Here is a 19,694-nt window from a genome sequence, read left to right as displayed (position 1 = left end):
GCCTCTCTAAGGATCTCTTGTGCCACAGAATCTCATCGCGAACCTGGACCTGCTGGTCAAATCTGGTCAGAGCCAACTTCTGGGCTCCCTGCAGCACGGCATAGAGAAAGAGGGCCTGAGGGTCGACGCGCAGGGCGCTATCGCTCAGAGCGATCATCCAGCTGCACTGGGGTCGACGCTCACCCATGAGCAGATCACCACCGACTACTCCGAGGCTCTGCTAGAGTTTATTACTCCGGTTCAAGAGGATATCGATGCGCTACTAAACCACCTCAAAGAGCTGCATCAGTTCAGCTATGAGAAGCTCAGCACTGAGGAGCTATGGAATGCCAGCATGCCTTGTCGCATCGCCTCTGATCGGGATATTCGTATCGCCGAGTATGGCAGCTCCAATGTTGGTCAGCTCAAACATATTTATCGAGTGGGCTTGGAGTATCGCTACGGTAAGATGATGCAGTGCATTGCCGGGATTCACTATAACTTCTCTCTGCCTGAGGCATTTTGGCCGCTCTGGCGCGAACTCAAACAGAGCAGCCTGAGTGATAAGCACCTCGCCAGTGCCGGCTACTTCACCCTGATTCGTAATTTCCGCCGCAGCTCCTGGCTGCTGCTCTATCTTTTTGGTGCCTCGCCGGCCCTGGGAAAAGACTTTATGCAAGGCAGCGCTCATGCACTGGCCGAACTGGATAGCGAGACGCTCTATCTGCCGCACGCTACTTCATTGCGCATGTCAGATTTAGGTTACTCAAACCGCGCCCAAAAAGGTTTGAACGTCTGCTTTAATCAGCTATCAACCTATGCCACCACTTTGCAGCAGGCGATCAGAACAGTACACCCGCCCTACAAGGCTCTGGGCGTGAAAGTGGACGACCACTACCGTCAGCTCAGTGCGAACGTGCTGCAGATTGAGAACGAGTACTACAGCGATATCCGCCCCAAACGTGTCACGTTCAGTGGTGAGAAGCCAGTTCATGCGCTGATCGATCGCGGCGTTCAGTACATTGAAGTACGCAATACTGATATCAATCCACTACTGCCGCTGGGCATCGATGCAGAACAAGCACGTTTTATGGATGCTTACCTGATCTCCTGCCTACTCGGTTCCGACAACCATCTGAGCGACCGCGAGTGTTCACTGCTCAACCTGAACAAAAGCACCGTGGTCAAAGAGGGGCGCAAGCCGGGCCTGCGTTTACAACAGCTAGATGGCGAGACCTCGCGCGAACTCCTCGGAACGCATATTCTGGATCAGGTGGAGCTGGTGGCACAAATGCTGGACGAAGTGCACTCTACCCGAGCTTACACAGCGTCTGTAGCGACTCAGCGCGCTCGCTTAGCTGATCCGGAGCTAACACCCTCAGCGCAGATTCTGGCGCAGTTGAAGAGCTCGGGGGTGAGCTATCAAGATTGGGCGCTAGAGAAGAGTCGCGAGCATCGCCAAGCCTTGGCGAAGGAGCCACTAGCGGATGCACGCCGAGATGAGCTCGATAAAATGGCCGCGGACTCTATTCAAAGTCAGAAAGAACAAGAAGCGCAGCCGCAGGAGCCTTTTGATCAATTCCTACAGCACTATTTGGAAAACTAGTGGGCCCAACGTAGGTAACCTCTTGAGACCAGATCTACCCAAAATTGTTGGCTTGAAAGCCAACCTAGTGGGTTGCGCCTATCTACCTCTATTGAATTACAAAACTGGTGAAGAACAGGTCTGCGGCTTGAGGCTCACCCGTCTCTGCAATCATCGCCTTCTGCACCACATCCAGCGCTTTTCCCGCCAGCGTCGTCTGTGCTGCCACCCCTTTGACATCCTGCTCAGTCTGCTCGGCGAAGAGGAATAGCAGATCATTACGTATTTGAGCCTTGTGGGAGTTTATATAGTGATGGGCGATCTCTTGGTCAACCTGCACAGTAACCTCAGCCTTCAAAAATCGTAGTCTGTCGCCGCCATCAAAGTTGGTTACGAAAGGCTTCAGCTCGATATACCCTACATAAGGGGTGCCCTCTTCCCCCTCAGCTGTTGCGGCGGTGCTCCAACCTAGAAGCATGGCGAAAACAGAATACAAACCTATTCGCAGCAAGCGCATGGTACTTCCCTCAATTTGAAACGGTTACGAGCAGTATAGATCGGAATTCCAAACAATTTTTTAGGACTATTTCTGAGGAACTTTGGCAATTTTGCAGGGGGAGGGATACACTGACGAAAAAGGAGAACACTCTATGCTGGAAAATTGCAAAACGGCGCAGGAGCGCTGGGGTGGTGTTAGCGAGATTATCGACAACTGGCTGGGTTCACGCCAGGCTCTGATCAGCGCGTTCGTATCACTGCCCTCTGCAGCAATCGGAGAGGAGCTCAATATGCGTCTGAGCAACTTCTGCGATCTGTTAATGGACTACCTCTCATCCGGCCACTTTGAGGTCTACGAGCAGTTGATGCTTGAGGGCAAAGAGTTCGCTGATGGCTCCGACGCAGCGGGTGAAAAGCTGCTGCCGCTGATTCAGGTGTCGACCGACCGTGCGCTGGACTTCAACGATGACTTTACTCGCTTCGATGAGCCCTCAGTTGCTGAAATTCGAGATTTCAGCACACGCCTGTCTGAACTAGGCGAATTCCTGGAAGAGCGCTTTGATCTTGAAGACAAGATGATTGCACTTTTGCATGAGTCTCATCGGGAGCAGGCCTCAACGGAGTCCTAATGATAAAACGGCTTGGCGGTGCGCTACTCAGCCTGTCCCTTCTGACAGCCTGTAGTGATGCCCCCGGGCCGCAACAAACGCTGGAGACCACCATCCGTGGTGCCAACGCCGCTGCCCTCTCCTCAGATGGCAACTTTGCCCTAGTCGCGGCCGTCGATCACGGCGGCTCACTCTGGGACCTTCGATCAGGCGAACGCCTATTCGACTGGAACCATCAGCAAGGTGGCTACACCATTCTAAACCACACCCGTTTTTCCAAAGACAATCGCTTGGCGGTGACCGCCAGCCCCTTTGATCTCGTGCTCTGGAGCATCGAAACGGGAGCACCCCAGTGGTACTGGAAAACACCGGACGAAATACACGATATCGACCTGGTCAGCGATGGACGCTATGCCCTTTTGGGTCTGGACAATGCTGAGGCGGTGATCTTTGATATCCAGCAAGGCGGCGTGCTCAAGCGTATGTATCACCCCGCGAGTGTGCGTAGTGTGGCGATTAATGCCGAGGGCACTCTCGCGCTGACGGGCGCCGATGATTACGTCGCCCGTATATGGGATGTCACCACCGAAACCATGCTGTTTGAGCGTGCCTTTACCAACCAGATCGACTCAGTTGCTTTGGCACCCAACAACCAATTCGCGTTCAGCGCCGAGACGCTCGGCAGCGCGCAGATATGGGATATCACGACTGGAGAGATGATCCATAGTCTTAGCGGCGATGAGTGGTATTGGCCAAAGAGAGTCAGTTATCTCACCGCCAGTTTTTCGGACGACAGCAGTCAGCTCCTCACCGGCACGGCTGCCGGCCTCGTGCAGCTCTGGGATGTCGCTAGCGGCGAAGAGCTACAGCGCTGGCGGGTTGCCACCAAGGAGAGCTATGGCCCTGTACAGACCGGCGTTTACGATGTCGCTTTTGGTCCCGACTCGAGTATCAGCGCTATGGGTTCTAACGGGATTTGGAACCGTTTTCAGTAAATGCAATCTCTCTCCTCTCCCAAAGATAGATACCTCACCCACTGTACCTAATTCAGCTACTCTCAGAACCGCTTTCCTAAAAACCCTATTCTAAATTCAAACCTCTACCTCATGAAAACGATTTCATTTGTTGTCAATTCGCGGTAACATCCGTCCATCAAAAGTATCAAAAGTCCCTGGTGGGCGATAAAAAGTCGGAATAACTCGATGACAGTGGAACATACACCCCAATACTCAACACTGGCTTACTACTCAGACTGGCCTGCAATCCAGAGCTCGGTGCGAAAAAAACCAGAACACGAGCAACGTATCGCCGAGATACTCAGCAAGATGACACTGCCAGAAAAAGTTGGTCAGATGATTCAGCCTGACCTGCGCGAAATAACACCCGAAGAGGCAGAAGAGTACAAAATTGGCTCGGTTTTAAATGGTGGTGGAGCTTGGCCTAGCAACAACAAATATGCTTCAGCAACTGACTGGGCGCAAGAGTCGGAGAAGTTCTATCAAGCTCTGGAGCGCGGTTACTCCGACCGCGGATTCCGGGTACCTTTTGCTTGGGCAACTGATGCAGTACACGGCCACAACAACGTGTTCAAAGCGACTTTGTTCCCGCATAACATCGGACTGGGTGCAGCAAATAATCCGGATCTCATTGAAGAGATCGGCGCTGCTACAGCACTGGAGATCGCTGCCACAGGCTTGGATTGGACTTTTGCCCCCACAGTTGCTGTACCGCGGGATTACCGCTGGGGACGTGTGTATGAGGGGTACTCAGAAGATCCACAAATCACATACGCATACGCTAAACGCATGGTTAAGGGGCTACAAGGCGACCTCAGTCAAGGCTTAGACACAGATAAAGTCATCTCTACTGTGAAACACTGGGTTGGCGACGGTGGCACATTCAAAGGTGTCGATCGTGGCGAGAACCACTACAGCGAAGAGCATCTTATAAATATTCATGCGCCAGGATATTTCTCAGCACTAGAAGCCGGTGCGCAAGTTGTTATGACATCATTCAACTCTTGGCATGACGCCAAAAACTACGACCTCCTCGAATCCGGCGGCTACAACTACAAGTTACACGGTAGTAAATACATCATTACAGACGTTCTTAAAGACAAAATGGGCTTTGATGGCATCGTAGTCACCGACTGGAACGGGCACTCAGAAATCAGCGGCTGCACCTCAGGCAACTGCCCTCAAGCGGTTTTGGCTGGTAACGATGTGTTCATGGTGACTGCGCGCAAAGACTGGAAACAGTTCTTTTCCAATGTTGTGACTCAGGTAGAGGCCGGGCTGATACCGATGAGTCGCATCGATGATGCCGTAACTCGTGTACTTAGGGTCAAAATGCGTGCTGGGCTATGGGAAAAACCGTCCCCTGCAGCACGCCGACATGCTGGAGCGGAGAATCTTCTCGGCCGAGAATCACATCGCACGCTCGCTCGCCGAGCTGTGCGCGAGTCTCTTGTGCTGTTGAAGAATGACTCGGCTACCCTGCCACTCTCGAGCCAGAGCAAGTTTGTTGTTTTGGGTAGTGGCGCAAACGATATCCAAAAACAGACTGGCGGTTGGTCGCTATCCTGGCAAGGCGATGAGAATATTATCGATCGCGATTTCCCGGGTGCGCAAACGCTTCTGCAAGCAGTACAGAGTGTTGTAGGTATCGAGAACGTATACACCGATCTAGAAAAAGCGCCTGGGGATGCGATTGCTCTTGTCGTGATTGGCGAGGATCCGTACGCTGAGATGATGGGCGATATCAAAGGCTCGCGCACCCTTGAATATGCCAAGATCAAACGCTCTTACGCTGCCGATTTGGAACTCCTCCGCGCTCTAAAATCCTCTAACCGCAAGGTGGTAACAGTGATGTATAGCGGCAGACCGCTTTACGTTAATGAGGAGATTCAATTATCTGATGCTTTCGTTGCAGCGTGGCTACCTGGGACTGAGGCAGGGGGTATTACCGATGTACTCTTTGAGGAGTTTGGTTATGACTTCCGCGGCCGACTGAGCTTTTCGTGGCCAGCAACTAAATGCGGAACCTCAATCAATGTTGCGCCCTCTCACATACCCAACTTTGAGCGCCCCGCGCACGAGCAAGACCTGAACGGAGAACACGCACCACTGTTCCCGTTTGGCTACGGACTCGCCTATGACAGAAACAAAGCGACTGATTTGGGTGTCGACCTAAGCGATATCAAGCTCGACTTAAGTGAGGGTGCTTGCGGTATCTCTGCAGCAGCAACGGCGACAGAGTTACTCGAACTATTTGGCGCCACTGCTGATGCCGACTTTGAGATGGTCATGTCGGGTGCGGGCAACAACTGGAGCCCCGTTAAAGTGTCGAAAGGCACGAAAACATCGGTCCCCGGCGTCTCTACTACGCCTATCGATTACAAACACCAGCAAGATGCCTTATTAGTCGAATTTAGCGGTGAGCCCGCGCAGATCTATGTCCGAATGTTGGAAGACGACACCCTGGATGCCCGTGGCTACATAAGCTCTGGCGGGCACCTCGTGTTCGATATTGACCTAATCTCAGAGCCGCCGGCTGTGCTCAAGCTCGCGATGCACTGCACCTGGCCATGCATGGGTGAAATTTCGCTTATCGATCTCTTGCCCGACGTCAATTCGACGAGCGAGTCAAGTTGGACGACGGTCAAGATACCCTTGTCTAAATTCGACGAAGCGGGCGCAGACTTTATCAATCTGAGTTCGCCTTTCTTAATCTACAGCGAGCAGCCAGTAAAATTCCGACTGGGTAATATACGCTTCCAGCCAGATTAGCCTCGAAAAGAAGCACGCAAAATTAACCCCGCTTTGTGCGGGGTATTTTTTGTGCTCTGCGTTTATCAGACAAACGCAACCGCTGATGATCCATCTGGCTTACATAACGGAATCAGCGCTCGCTAAACGACTCAGCCAATGTCTTAGTCAAAGGTTTAGTCAGGTAGTTCAGTACCGTATTTGAACCCGTTTTGATCTCAACAGTCGCAGTCATACCGGGAATGATATCGAACTCGAAGTTGGGACGCTTAGAGAACCGCTTACCTAGGGTCTGTACTTGCGCTCGATAATACGGCGTTGAACCGGCGTCCGTCTGTTTTAGCAGCGTATCCGGACTCAGGTAAACCAGCTCTCCCTCTAGATCACCAAATATGGTGTAGTCATAAGCATCCATTTTGATGGTCGCTGGCATGCCCAAATCAACAAACGCGATCTCGGACGGAGGAATTTCCACCTCCACAATCAGGCTGTCATCTAATGGAAGGATCTCTAGCAGCACTTCACCGGGTCGAACAACACCGCCTACAGTTGTCACTGCGAGATTTTTGACGATTCCGTTTACTGGTGCTCGCAGCTCAGTGCGAGACAGTCGGTCCTCACTTTGGTTCAACCGCTGCTCCACACTGGCCAACTGCTCTTCGACTTTACTCAGTTCAGCCGCGCTATCGCGGTAGAAACGGTTGCGCGTGTTCGCCGCCTGACCACGCAGTTCGTCAAGCTGGCGTTCCAAACGAATGACATCAACTTCCGCAACGTCATTATTTGCAAGTAGAGGCCGAAGCAGATTCAATTCACGCTCTACATTCCGAGCGATAGCCTCTATTGCTTTCACCTCATCCGCAAGAGCCTTCTGCCGAGTCTCATAAAGCGCGCGCTGAGTACTGATAAAGCTCGGAAATTCATCCAATTCAGCAGAAAACTTGAGCTCCACGCGATCTATCTCCGCTTTGAGCCGTGCTTGAACTGCTGCAAGTGATGCCTTTTCTGCACGAACCTCGGCCAACTCACTTGCAGTCTGATCCTTTTGCAAAGCGACAACTAACTCCCCCTGCTCGACACGAGAGCCCTCCACCACATTTATCTCGGCAACGATTCCGGGCTCTGGCGACTGAACAACCTTCGTTTTGGAGCTCGCGATAACTGAACCGCCCGCGCGAGTCACTTCATCAATCTCGGCCCACTCAGCCCATGCAAAGAACAAAACCAGAGAGAACACCAGCATCCACAATGCCACTCGTCGCCCTCGTACCCTGGCACGGACCTCAACTGCGCCAAAGTCGGTGGGAAGCTCCTCCCTGAACCATAGCCAATTCATTTGGCACCTCCTGCATCTGCTTTTCCGTTAAGGCGTGCCATCACCTCGGCTCGCGGGCCATCCATCACCATGCGCCCTTGATCAACTACGGCTACACGTTCGACATACTCTATGTGGGCCAGCTTGTGCGTCACCATAATGATCGTGGCCTCGGATAATTGACTGAAGATCACCTTGAGAAGGTGTTGTTCCAACAGCTGATCTAGTGCTGAAGTGGGTTCATCCAAGAGTACGATCTTTGGTTTTGCCAACAGTAGACGCGTGATACCGACAAGCTGACGTTGACCTGTCGAAAGCCCCTGCCCACCCTCATGAATCGGCAGATCAAGCCCCATCGGATTACCTGCAATGACCCGCGACAACCCCGTAAGTTGGCACGCTTCATTGAGCTCACTCTCTTTGATCATCGGTAAGCCCAGCGTCAGATTGTCACGCAGCGTCCCACTGAAAAGCTTCACGTCCTGAGGTAGGTAACTAATTTGCTCGCGCACAAAGTCTTCGGCAAGAATGTGTAGATCATAATCGTCCAGCCGTACGCGACCCTCTGAAGGTGCATACAGGCCGGCTAGTATTTTCAATAAGGTGGATTTACCGGAACCGACTGCCCCAAGAATTGCAGTCTTTTGACCTGGATTAAAACGCAACGCAGGGAAAGAGACCGCGGGTCGCTGGTCGTAACCAAAAGAGATCGCGTCAGTCTCCAGACGGGCGGTGCAACGATCAGGAACAACCTTACTTTGATTGACATCTCTATCGACAGGCAGTGCCATAATGCCATTTAACGCCTCGACCGCAATCTTCGATTTTTTAGCCTGAGCCAGCATATTCGGGAACTGAGATAGCGGGCCCAAGGCACGACCACCTAAAATGGTACACGCGATCAACGACCCCATAGTTAGTTCACCCTGTGTGACCAAAACGGCGCCAAAAGTAACCATTCCAATGTAAGAGAACTGTTGCAGGGTCTGACTCACATTAGTCGCCAACGCCGACAGACGCTTGACCCGGAATTCACCCACTACTACAGCCTCAGATAAACTCTTCCACCGTTGCGTGAAGAAGCTACGCGCGCCCGCCGCCTTGACTGTCTCGATACCATCAAGCGCTTCGATTAGAAGACCACTTTTTTTATTGGACTCCTGCATGTTCAGCTTGGTATTTTTTTCAATCGGGCCGCGAAGCAGCAGCCCGAAGAGCACACCTAATGGGAGCAAAACAAGAGGCACTAGAACAATCTGCCCGCCGATCATCCAGATGACCCCTAGAAAAAATATCGCAAATGGCAGATCTGCCCACAAAAAGAACAGCGAAGTCACCATAAACTGCCGAACTAACTCAAAGTTCTTTATCTGGGCTGCCAGCGTGCCAACGGTTTTGGGGCGCGTTGCCAGACTTAGGTCAATACCGCGCTCGAAGAACAGCTGGCTTAAACCAAGATCGGCTGACTCGGTGGCTCTATCAACGAAGCTTGTTTTGATCTGCTTTGAAAAGAACTCCAACAGCACCGCCACCGCAACACCGACAGACAGCACAATTAGAGTCGAGTAGGCTCCCGTTGGGACAACTCGATCGTAAACCTGCATGGTGTATAACGCAGAACCCACACCTAGTATTGCAGCCACCAACGAAGCGAGTAACGCCTCATTAAGCAAGCGCCGGTGAGATCTCATCGCCAGTCGAAACAGATCGCTTGCCGTTATCGGCTTGCGACTCGTTCGCTGCTTGACCGAATTAAAGGTGAACACCTGACTGTTTAAAGTTTCAGGGTCGCGAACATGGCTCTGCCCGAGCGAATCTTGCAACAGCACACCCTTTGGCGACTGACCTTTGCAGAGGTATGCCTCCTGCGAATCTCTATCGATTAGAAGACAGGGATAGTCACTTTCACTGAGGGCAGTTAGCGAGCGCTCTTCGACCCGTGACTTCGGAAAAAGATCCCTCCATACCTTGCGTAGCCGTTTGCGATTTATATCACCGGCGCTTTTTAGCTCTAATCGTTCAAGGCATTCAAGTATGCGACGCTGAGAAGCACCGTTACCCTTTGCCATCGAAAGCTGGCTTAGCAGCGCAGAGATAGCATGTGAGGGTGCTGTATCGTCTTCCAGTTGTTCTGGAGCCGCTCTGTTGATTTCAGTCACGCAGGTTCCTCCCAACGAACTGCTCCAACGTTAGGATAGCTTGGCACGCATTGCCGAACGCATCCGCCCTAGCGAGCCGTGCGTCCAGAAGTTCCGATTCAGCATTCAGCAAATCGAGCAGTGAAGACTTACCCGAACTGAACCGCCGGCTGAACGAATCCAGCTGCTGTTGACGCAATTCAGTGAGCGAAGATAAGACAGGCAACTGCGATGCGTTGACTTGATACTGATTCACAAGGCCCGCTGATTCCCGAACGATGGCTTGCGCCAATCGCTGCTCTTCGTAGACAGACGCGGAGTAGTCTGCGTTTAACTCGGCGAGCTCCGAGTCTAGACTATCCCCAAGATCGTAGTTATATCGAACGCGCAAGAAGGCCCGCGCCTCATCGTCCGCATCGTCAACGTCACGGCTCAGTGTCACACCAGCGACAATTGCAGGCAAACGCTTGGCATCAACGGCACCAAATTCGGCTTTAATGCTGCGCGAGCGCGCTTTGGTTGCAGCTAGGTCAGCGGAACGCTCAACAGCGAGCTCGGCGAGGTAGGCTTCATCCAAATCACCGTTGCAGCTGAGTGACTCACGCACGTCGGCGCGAAACCCCACCGTTTGCAACAGGTTCAGTTGAGCGTCTCTCTGGGCGCCTCTGAGTTGGAAGACTCGTGCCTCCAATTGACTGATGCGACTGTCTATAAGTAGTAGATCACTCGCGGCATCAACACGTTGATCAACTCGCCTCTGCATGATACTGCGAATATCTGACGTTGTGGCAATTGCTGTTTGAGTCGCTTCTAGCTGTTGTTCTGCTACAACCGCGGCCATGTAACTATCAACAACCCTGCGACGCAACTCAACTTCAGTGGCTAACTGGGCTTGGCGTTGCGCTTCGAGGCTTTCCGAGGCGCTCTGCAGATCGGATGAGAGCGCTCCCCAGTCGATAATGGTCTGTTCTACAGTTGCACTGATCAACCGTTGCTCGCTGGTCGAGCTAATCAGATCACCGTCCCCGGCAAACTGCAGAGTCGGCAGCCTTCGAGATTCGACAATATCCAACCGGGCTTGCCGAGAGCTACTGCGTGCCTGCTCAACACCGAGTTCTGGATTTGATCTGACTTGCTCTAATAGCCGTTCAAGTGACAAGGATTGTGTCGGCTCCGCACCGAAAGTTCCGGAACCGAAAGTTAGCAGAATCGTTACCGGCACTAACTTGATGGCCGTTTGAAGAGTCATATACCTGTGTCCTTTATTGTTTTGATGAAAGCCTTTTCAGAGCAGCAAGCGTTCGAATACGGCCATCTTTATTCTATTACGCCAGATATATCGATGCGGTTTTCTATTCCACTAGACCAAACAATCCGGGACGTACAGCGAGTTCGCAACTGCAAGGTTAGCCAAACTCATTAATGGGTTGACATTTACTCACCTATTGCTAGATACTCCCATGAAAACGATTTCAACACAATAATTTTCAGAGCAGCCATAGCTGATCCTGGAAACATAATTAAAAAACCGCAATAGCGTAGGACTGAAAGATGGTTGCAGTTGAAGCACTCTCCAAGCAGATTAACGAACTCAAAGCGAAGCAGGCCGTCGGCACACTGACGCAAGAAGAAGCCGCACTGCTAAGCGAACTCGAACAGCAATATGCTGAGGCGCTGGAGCAAGCTAGCGCAGAGGAGCTGCAGCAGATCGCTGAGGCTGCGGCCGAGTCGGAAGCCGAGCTACTATCGATGCCGGATGTAGGCTTCGTTGGACCTGGTGCAGGTTTGGGAGCGCTTGGTCTTGCGGCTGGCGGTGGTGGTGGCGGTGGCGGTGGCGGTACCGTTGTTTCGACACTCGACTCCTCTTTCTCTGGGCAGTTGATCAACGGCTACATAAAGGATGCGCGCGTCTTCCAGGATAACAACGGGAACGGCACGTTCGACAGTGGCGAACCAACAGGCACAACCGACTCGCTTGGGCGTTTTAGCCTAAACGGCTACGTAGAGGGTGCCGGGCAGATTATCGCTCAGCCTGTTTGGACCAACAACTCGGGCGACACAGTTACCGCGACCGACCAGACTACCGGCGCGAGTGTCTCTACGGTGTTCACAGCACCGGCCGGAAGCGCAGTAGTTTCGCCGCTCTCAACGCTGATGAGTGCCGGTGCTACGCAAGAGCAAATCAAACAAGCATTCGGCCTCGACGCCAGTATCGACATTACAAGTTTCGATCCAATCGCCGCCGCGACAGCTACAGGCGCTAGTACGGCTGAAATCGAAGCAGCGCTGAAGTTCAAAGCTGCGAGTACAGCGGTCTCTAACATCCTTGATGTCTCCTCAGAATCACTCAGCTCCGCAGGGGTTGATTCTGCTTCCGCGACTCAAACTGCTGCAAGCACCATCGCAACCAAGCTCAATACTGTCGGTTTCTCATTGACTGATGCGACCGTTGTGAAGGAGACACTTGAGTCGATTATCAACGACAGTGGTGCGCAGATCGATACGAGTGTTACCGCAGCACTCAGCAACTCGCTGAGCACCAAAATAGCCGCCACAAACGCGGCAATCCTAAGCGCAGCAACTTCAGGCGCTAGTGATCCTACCGCTGCTCTACAGCAGATTTACAAAGCCGCTAAAACTGCTCAGGTCGGGTTAGCCCAGAGCGCCACTTCGGTACTTGAAGCCGATGATGCTACTGCAGCCCTGACGACGCTTGATCAGTTCGATGTCGACTCAGAGATCGCTGGTGCCAGCGTACCAAATAATAATGCCTTTGGCGGATTGGACTTCGAATTAGCCGCGAACGAATACCAGATAGAGTTCTTCGAAGGATCTAACGGTGGACTGCTTACAGATCCAACCGATACATCCAACTCTGTTCTAAAATTTGTACGAACCCCGGATTCGAAGCACTATTCAGGTGTCAGCTTGGGCTACCTAACCGGCTCAACGGTAGGTGAAATCCCGATCAACGCAGATGCTGGCGAGACAACAATTAATGCTCGCATTTGGTCACCGTCAGACAGCATCGTCGCGCGAATGGAGATTGCTGATTCTTCAGCGGTAGCAGCTCAAAATATGTACTTCAATGTACATGCTGAAGCGACACTGAGTACCGGGTGGAACGATGTTGTCTTTGACTTCGCCAGCCCAGTTGTTCGTTACGTGGACGAAGCTAATGGCTCTTTAGCAACACCAATCGCAGCAGATGCTACCTACGACAAACTCAGCCTGTTCATCGATTGGAACAACGGCAAAGATTACGCCGGTAACGAGGTTGGAGCAGCGCTAACAGAGGACGTTACCTACTATGTAGATAATGTCGTTATGGGATTTGGTGAGCCCGAATATTATGCCGGCGGAGCTGACATCGGCACCGGGGAAGAGACAACCGAAGAGCCAACTCAAGAACCGGTACGTGTTCAGCTCTACTCTTCAGACACCTCCGCAGATGCTGACCACCCCAACCACTGGAATGCTGTTGAAAACTTCGGCAGCGGTGCCGCATTCAACGGCGACGCAACCGATCCCGCAGGCACTTACAGCCGGGTGTTCCAGATCACCAGCGGCGAAGGCTATGGCGCCGGTGTACATGTGGCGTTTGCTGCCTTCCCAGGTATCGGAGCAGGCTTCACTGATGGCGCTGATCACTTCAACGCTAAAGTGTATGGTTCTCCTCTGGGTAACCTCGAAGTGAAATTCATTGGCGCAGGCGAGGGTCTCGACAGTGTTGCCACTATCGATCTCGACACCTACGCAGGTTCAGTTGATGAAGGCAACGGTTGGTACTCCGTGTCCATTCCGTTCTCTGAGTTTAGCAATGCTGATCAGATCGCTAACCACTCAGGCTATCTCATGGGCCCTCCAGGGGATCAGGCTGATGCAACATTCGACTTCTTCTTCACCGACACCGAACTGAGCAGCGGTGCTCAATATTCTGTTTCGCAAGAAGAGACAACCGAAGAGCCAACTCAAGAGTCGGTACGTATTCAGCTCTACTCTTCAGACACCTCCGCAGATGCTGACCACCCCAACCACTGGAATGCTGTTGAAAACTTCGGCAGCGGTGCCGCATTCAACGGCGACGCAACCGATCCCGCAGGCACTTACAGCCGGGTGTTCCAGATCACCAGCGGCGAAGGCTATGGCGCCGGTGTACATGTGGCGTTTGCTGCCTTCCCAGGTATCGGAGCAGGCTTCACTGATGGCGCTGATCACTTCAACGCTAAAGTGTATGGTTCTCCTCTGGGTAACCTCGAAGTGAAATTCATTGGCGCAGGCGAGGGTCTCGACAGTGTTGCCACTATCGATCTCGACACCTACGCAGGTTCAGTTGATGAAGGCAACGGTTGGTACTCCGTGTCCATTCCGTTCTCTGAGTTTAGCAATGCTGATCAGATCGCTAACCACTCAGGCTATCTCATGGGCCCTCCAGGGGATCAGGCTGATGCAACATTCGACTTCTTCTTCACCGACACCGAACTGAGCAGCGGTGCTCAATATTCTGTTTCGCAAGAAGAGACAACCGAAGAGCCAACTCAAGAGTCGGTACGTATTCAGCTCTACTCTTCAGACACCTCCGCAGATGCTGACCACCCCAACCACTGGAATGCTGTTGAAAACTTCGGCAGCGGTGCCGCATTCAACGGCGACGCAACCGATCCCGCAGGCACTTACAGCCGGGTGTTCCAGATCACCAGCGGCGAAGGCTATGGCGCCGGTGTACATGTGGCGTTTGCTGCCTTCCCAGGTATCGGAGCAGGCTTCACTGATGGCGCTGATCACTTCAACGCTAAAGTGTATGGTTCTCCTCTGGGTAACCTCGAAGTGAAATTCATTGGCGCAGGCGAGGGTCTCGACAGTGTTGCCACTATCGATCTCGACACCTACGCAGGTTCAGTTGATGAAGGCAACGGTTGGTACTCCGTGTCCATTCCGTTCTCTGAGTTTAGCAATGCTGATCAGATCGCTAACCACTCAGGCTATCTCATGGGCCCTCCAGGGGATCAGGCTGATGCAACATTCGACTTCTTCTTCACCGACACCGAACTGAGCAGCGGTGCTCAATATTCTGTTTCGCAAGAAGAGACAACCGAAGAGCCAACTCAAGAGTCGGTACGTATTCAGCTCTACTCTTCAGACACCTCCGCAGATGCTGACCACCCCAACCACTGGAATGCTGTTGAAAACTTCGGCAGCGGTGCCGCATTCAACGGCGACGCAACCGATCCCGCAGGCACTTACAGCCGGGTGTTCCAGATCACCAGCGGCGAAGGCTATGGCGCCGGTGTACATGTGGCGTTTGCTGCCTTCCCAGGTATCGGAGCAGGCTTCACTGATGGCGCTGATCACTTCAACGCTAAAGTGTATGGTTCTCCTCTGGGTAACCTCGAAGTGAAATTCATTGGCGCAGGCGAGGGTCTCGACAGTGTTGCCACTATCGATCTCGACACCTACGCAGGTTCAGTTGATGAAGGCAACGGTTGGTACTCCGTGTCCATTCCGTTCTCTGAGTTTAGCAATGCTGATCAGATCGCTAACCACTCAGGCTATCTCATGGGCCCTCCAGGGGATCAGGCTGATGCAACATTCGACTTCTTCTTCACCGACACCGAACTGAGCAGCGGTGCTCAATATTCTGTTTCGCAAGAAGAGACAACCGAAGAGCCAACTCAAGAGTCGGTACGTATTCAGCTCTACTCTTCAGACACCTCCGCAGATGCTGACCACCCCAACCACTGGAATGCTGTTGAAAACTTCGGCAGCGGTGCCGCATTCAACGGCGACGCAACCGATCCCGCAGGCACTTACAGCCGGGTGTTCCAGATCACCAGCGGCGAAGGCTATGGCGCCGGTGTACATGTGGCGTTTGCTGCCTTCCCAGGTATCGGAGCAGGCTTCACTGATGGCGCTGATCATTTCAACGCTAAAGTGTATGGTTCGCCTCTGGGTAACCTCGAAGTGAAATTCATTGGCGCAGGCGAGGGTCTCGACAGTGTTGCCACTATCGATCTCGACACCTACGCAGGTTCAATTGATGAAGGCAACGGTTGGTACTCCGTGTCCATTCCGTTCTCTGAGTTTAGCAATGCTGATCAGATCGCTAACCACTCAGGCTATCTCATGGGCCCTCCAGGGGATCAGGCTGATGCAACATTCGACTTCTTCTTCACCGACACCGAACTGAGCAGCGGTGCTCAGTACACTACTTACTCGGATAGCCCTGTCAGCCCGGCCGACCTGACCGGCTACGCACTAGTCTTCGAGGACGAATTCAACGCAGTAGGCGAATCGCCTGATTCGACTAACTGGACCTTCGACCTAGGAAACGATGGCTGGGGTAACGGTGAGGCTCAGGACTATCAGTCTGGTTTAGATGATGCACAAATCGTTGACTGGGACCCATCAACTGCGGTCAACGGTGCTCTGCGCATCACAGCCAAGAACGTAGACGGGACTATCACCTCTGCACGTGTGAAGAGTGACATTGATGTTGGCCCGTACGGCTACTACGAGGTGCGCGCCAAGTTACCGTCTGAAGCGGGTGCTTGGCCAGCAATCTGGCTGCTTGGTGAGGGAGGTCGTTCAACTTGGCCTGCTGATGGCGAAATCGATCTGGTTGAGTGGTCATCGGCCTACGCTAGCGGCGATACAGAGATCATTAGCGCGTTGCATTATCCTGCTGCCCATGGTGAAAGTGCCAACGATACCAACGCAACGCTGTCCAGCGCCGTCGATGAGTGGCACACCTACCAGCTATGGTGGACACCTGACTCAATTAAAATTGGGGTGGATGGTACAGAAGCAGACTCCCACTTGGTGTACTCAAAACCTGAAAATGCCACAAACAATACCTGGCCATACGATGGACCAATGGACTTGATTCTGAACATCGCGATTGGCGGCACATTGGGTGGAACAGTACCAAGCAGTAACTTCGAGTACGCCATGGAAGTCGACTACGTTCGCATATACCAGCAAGACGGAACTGTTGCAGACCTCACACCGCCTGAACTAACTCTAACGTTCGACTCAAATGATGGTTCAGGTTTTGTGCTGACTGATTTCGGTGGTAACGCCTCCAGTGTTGTTGCTGGTGCTGACGCACCGACAGGATCTGACGGTTCAGTTGTGAAAGTATTGAAGACTACTGGCGCTGAAACCTGGGCCGGCACTACCTTCTTTGAACTCTCCGGTGACGGCGAGCTCATAAGCGATGGAGGATCAGTAATCACGGCTGATGTATTCAGTGCAAAAGACGGAGTTGCAGTTCGACTAAAACTAGAGGATAGCTCAAACGGCAATATAGTCGTTGAACTCGATGCAATCACTGAGAGCAACGGATCGGACGCATGGGAAACCTTATCTTGGGATCTCTCAGCCGTGGATGGGCTCAATCATCTCAACAACTATGACAAGGCGTCGATCTTCTTCGACTTTGGCAATGCGGGTGACGGTGAAGTCTACTATTTCGATAACGTAAACTTTGGTGGTTACATCGCTTAGTAATCTGTAACCTCTATCAAGCCGGCTTTGAGCCGGCTTTTTTATGCCATACCACTCAAAATTTACTCGCTCCAGCTTCAAGCATCACTCTGCTCCCTATGGTTTGAGTAGATGTTATCACTCCTACAGCACCACAGGCTCAAAGTAATCTAACTCTCTATTAATTCTACTTTGCAGTAAGATGTTTAAACTATTTTTAATGAAAACGTTTCCAAAAAGAGACTTATCAACGGGTCTAGACTACCATCTCAATATTATGACCAAAATTGCTGGTGGTAAAAACCTTGAAAATGTCAATTATAGTTTGTACGGCTTTAATGATAACGGGCTGTACTTTTCCCCAAAAACCCTTGCCTGAACTGCAACGAAACGTCTCTGTCTTGCAAATAAAGGTCGTCGACGATGTACACGACAGCTGCAATGAAGGTGCCGGAACCAACTATCCTCAAGTCGTGGCCAGATACCAAAGTTGCGCCAGATGGCCCCCTAACAAAACTCTTAAATCTACAGGAAAAGAGTACAACACATGTGAAATCACAGTCGGGCATAGCGTGAATCTTGAAGTGTTGGGTCACGAAGTACTTCATTGTTTCGTGGGCAACTTCCACGGAGGTGATAGCCGTCGCAGTGAACTCGCTGTTCGATGATTACACTCTGAATGCCAAGCGTGTCTTAGCGATACTCTGATCGCCTAGCGATAGTCCTAGGTAGCTCAGAACCACCGCCCAAAGCAAACAAAAAAACCGGTCAATTGACCGGTTTTGTTTTGTCACACTGAAGCGATGAGGGTTAACGAACCATGCGAACGTTATCTACCTGAATTACTACACCGTTCTGATTACCGAACTCAGGCGATACTACCAGCGGTGTGTTCACCTTTTTCAGATCAAGCGACGAGCCTGCATTGCCCACCAACTCAGAAAGCGGTATGCGGTAGCTCTTCCACTCATCAGTCGGCGCATCTTTGAGCTTGTACTCACCACTACTACATGGGAATCCACAGTCCACCTTAATAATGATGTCGCCGCTAGCACGTGGATCCGCGATCTTTCGAAGATCAAACTCAACGTACTGGAACGGTGAGAAGTCATGTCCCTGCAGACTCTGCCAGTAGGCCACGCCCTGATCAGTTTTAAAGTTGAGCTGAGTAACCTTGCCGCGATCACCCGCATCCACAAGCAGGGTGTCAATACTACCACCTGCAGCGTATGTACCGAGTGCATATGGTGGTATCGCCTCATCGGTAAACACATCTACGATATCTGCGTTAATGAAGTTGGGGTCGTATTGAATAATCTCAGGCGCCTGTGTGCCGAAGTTACGCTCTGCGCGACGGTTCTTGGTTGCACATCCGCGAAGAGAGGCTTCCGCACCGGGACATGAGTAAACACGAACGAAATCCACTTCCATCTCTGCTGGAAACTTGGTGGTGTCGTCGGGTGAGCCTGGCCAAGTTCCGCCGACCGCCAGGTTAAGTAAGAGGTGGAAACGCTCATTAAAGGGTGCGTTTCCTTCCACATTGTAGAGGTCGCCGTTCTCATCCGGAACCTGGGTCCACCAACCTGAGGCGTACTGGGTCACCCAGTGATGGTCATTGATGTACCAACGCATTTCGCCGTCCGCCCATTCTAGGGAGTAGGTATGAAACTCTTTGGTCGGATCCGTGTCTTCAAACTCATACGTAGAGCCTGAATACGCATTGTTTGGCCAGGTACGACCGTAGTGAAGAGTTGCATGAACTTCCTTGTTTGGGTCCTCAGGTGCTTGGCTGACCATCTCTAAAATATCGATCTCGCCGCTAGCTGCCCAGATTCCGTATTTGCTATCGGTTGGCAGCATCCAGATCGCTGGCCAAAGACCTTGACCAGCCGGGAGCTTGGCACGGACGTCGATCCGCCCAAAGGTCCAATCACCCTTATTTTTAGTGCGCAAGCGAGCAGAAGTGTACGGGAGCGTTCTCTTCTCTTTCGTTCCCGACTCTTCTACATCTGCAAGCCCACGGAAAGTCTCTTTGTGGGCTTGGATAACGAGCTTTCCATCGCGAATAAAAGAGTTCTTGTGTCGATCGGTGTAACACTGAAGCTCATTGTTACCACCGCCCCAACAATTCTCTTCCCAATCCCATTTCGACTCATCAACATCCTTGCCGTCGAACTCATCGCTCCACTCAAGTTTCCAACCCTTCTTGAGGGCATAATCAATCGTATTAAAATCACCGTCTGTAGCCGATGCGGAGGATGATGCAGCGATTATGGACGCTGCTAATATAGAGCTAAGTTGCTTCATCAGTACTCGATC

General features: G+C 52.1%; 9 protein-coding genes and 2 pseudogenes. 5 read left to right on the top strand and 6 right to left on the bottom strand.

Annotated elements, in window-relative coordinates:
- Positions 1–19: 19 nt before the first annotated feature.
- Positions 20–1,585, top strand: coding sequence for a glutamate--cysteine ligase (gene gshA, locus AC1WNR_RS01810; RefSeq protein ID WP_481642833.1), 1,566 nt, complete (start codon positions 20–22; stop codon positions 1,583–1,585).
- An 88-nt stretch (positions 1,586–1,673) separates the two neighbouring features.
- Here gshA and AC1WNR_RS01805 read toward each other — a convergent pair whose 3' ends face one another.
- Positions 1,674–2,081 carry a flagellar basal body-associated FliL family protein gene (locus AC1WNR_RS01805; protein WP_481642832.1) on the bottom strand — a complete coding sequence of 136 codons (408 nt, stop codon included), beginning with the start codon at positions 2,079–2,081 and terminating at the stop codon, positions 1,674–1,676.
- A gap of 133 nt (positions 2,082–2,214) precedes the next feature.
- Here AC1WNR_RS01805 and rsd point away from each other — a divergent pair, with 133 nt between their 5' ends.
- The 3 genes from rsd to AC1WNR_RS01790 all read left to right on the top strand — a co-directional run bounded on the left by rsd (position 2,215) and on the right by AC1WNR_RS01790 (position 6,458).
- Positions 2,215–2,691: a sigma D regulator gene (gene rsd / locus AC1WNR_RS01800; protein ID WP_481642831.1), complete on the top strand. Its 477-nt coding sequence runs from the start codon at positions 2,215–2,217 to the stop codon at positions 2,689–2,691.
- Positions 2,691–3,665, top strand: coding sequence for a WD40 repeat domain-containing protein (locus AC1WNR_RS01795; RefSeq protein ID WP_481642830.1), 975 nt, complete (start codon positions 2,691–2,693; stop codon positions 3,663–3,665). Before rsd ends, AC1WNR_RS01795 begins: the two co-directional genes overlap by 1 nt.
- A gap of 207 nt (positions 3,666–3,872) precedes the next feature.
- Positions 3,873–6,458: a glycoside hydrolase family 3 protein gene (locus AC1WNR_RS01790; RefSeq protein ID WP_481642829.1), complete on the top strand. Its 2,586-nt coding sequence runs from the start codon at positions 3,873–3,875 to the stop codon at positions 6,456–6,458.
- A 112-nt stretch (positions 6,459–6,570) separates the two neighbouring features.
- Here the strand turns inward: AC1WNR_RS01790 and AC1WNR_RS01785 are convergent, their stop codons facing one another.
- From AC1WNR_RS01785 to AC1WNR_RS01770, 4 genes and pseudogenes are all read right to left on the bottom strand, one after another.
- Positions 6,571–7,773, bottom strand: a complete 1,203-nt coding sequence (locus AC1WNR_RS01785) for an HlyD family type I secretion periplasmic adaptor subunit (RefSeq protein ID WP_481642828.1) — start codon at positions 7,771–7,773, stop codon at positions 6,571–6,573.
- Positions 7,770–8,405, bottom strand: a pseudogene (locus tag AC1WNR_RS01780) (ATP-binding cassette domain-containing protein); the annotation flags it as partial. The pseudogene AC1WNR_RS01780 and the gene AC1WNR_RS01785, both read right to left, overlap by 4 nt.
- A 249-nt stretch (positions 8,406–8,654) precedes the next feature.
- A pseudogene (locus AC1WNR_RS01775) lies at positions 8,655–9,443 on the bottom strand (ABC transporter transmembrane domain-containing protein); the annotation flags it as partial.
- A gap of 460 nt (positions 9,444–9,903) precedes the next feature.
- On the bottom strand, positions 9,904–11,139 hold the full coding sequence (locus tag AC1WNR_RS01770; protein WP_481642827.1) for a TolC family protein: 1,236 nt from the start codon (positions 11,137–11,139) through the stop codon (positions 9,904–9,906).
- 302 nt (positions 11,140–11,441) lie between these two features.
- Between AC1WNR_RS01770 and AC1WNR_RS01765 the strand changes: the two genes are divergently transcribed.
- Positions 11,442–17,396, top strand: coding sequence for a family 16 glycosylhydrolase (locus AC1WNR_RS01765; protein WP_481642826.1), 5,955 nt, complete (start codon positions 11,442–11,444; stop codon positions 17,394–17,396).
- Between the two features lie 789 nt (positions 17,397–18,185).
- On the opposite strand, the gene AC1WNR_RS01760 is transcribed toward AC1WNR_RS01765, so the two are convergent.
- Positions 18,186–19,682, bottom strand: coding sequence for a family 16 glycosylhydrolase (locus AC1WNR_RS01760; RefSeq protein ID WP_481642825.1), 1,497 nt, complete (start codon positions 19,680–19,682; stop codon positions 18,186–18,188).
- Positions 19,683–19,694 lie beyond the last annotated feature (12 nt).

The organism is Marinobacterium marisflavi, from assembly GCF_982447095.1.
Note: the sequence above shows the minus strand (reverse complement) of the source record. Positions and strands in the feature narration are given on the sequence as shown.

Bases quoted from the DNA above. Each gene is read 5' to 3' on its own strand.
- rsd (WP_481642831.1), top strand. From the start codon at position 2,215: ATGCTGGAAAATTGCAAAACGGCGCAGGAGCGCTGGGGTGGTGTTAGC.
- AC1WNR_RS01770 (WP_481642827.1), bottom strand. From the start codon at position 11,139: ATGACTCTTCAAACGGCCATCAAGTTAGTGCCGGTAACGATTCTGCTA.
- AC1WNR_RS01760 (WP_481642825.1), bottom strand. From the start codon at position 19,682: ATGAAGCAACTTAGCTCTATATTAGCAGCGTCCATAATCGCTGCATCA.
- AC1WNR_RS01790 (WP_481642829.1), top strand. From the start codon at position 3,873: ATGACAGTGGAACATACACCCCAATACTCAACACTGGCTTACTACTCA.
- AC1WNR_RS01795 (WP_481642830.1), top strand. From the start codon at position 2,691: ATGATAAAACGGCTTGGCGGTGCGCTACTCAGCCTGTCCCTTCTGACA.
- AC1WNR_RS01765 (WP_481642826.1), top strand. From the start codon at position 11,442: ATGGTTGCAGTTGAAGCACTCTCCAAGCAGATTAACGAACTCAAAGCG.
- AC1WNR_RS01805 (WP_481642832.1), bottom strand. From the start codon at position 2,081: ATGCGCTTGCTGCGAATAGGTTTGTATTCTGTTTTCGCCATGCTTCTA.
- AC1WNR_RS01785 (WP_481642828.1), bottom strand. From the start codon at position 7,773: ATGAATTGGCTATGGTTCAGGGAGGAGCTTCCCACCGACTTTGGCGCA.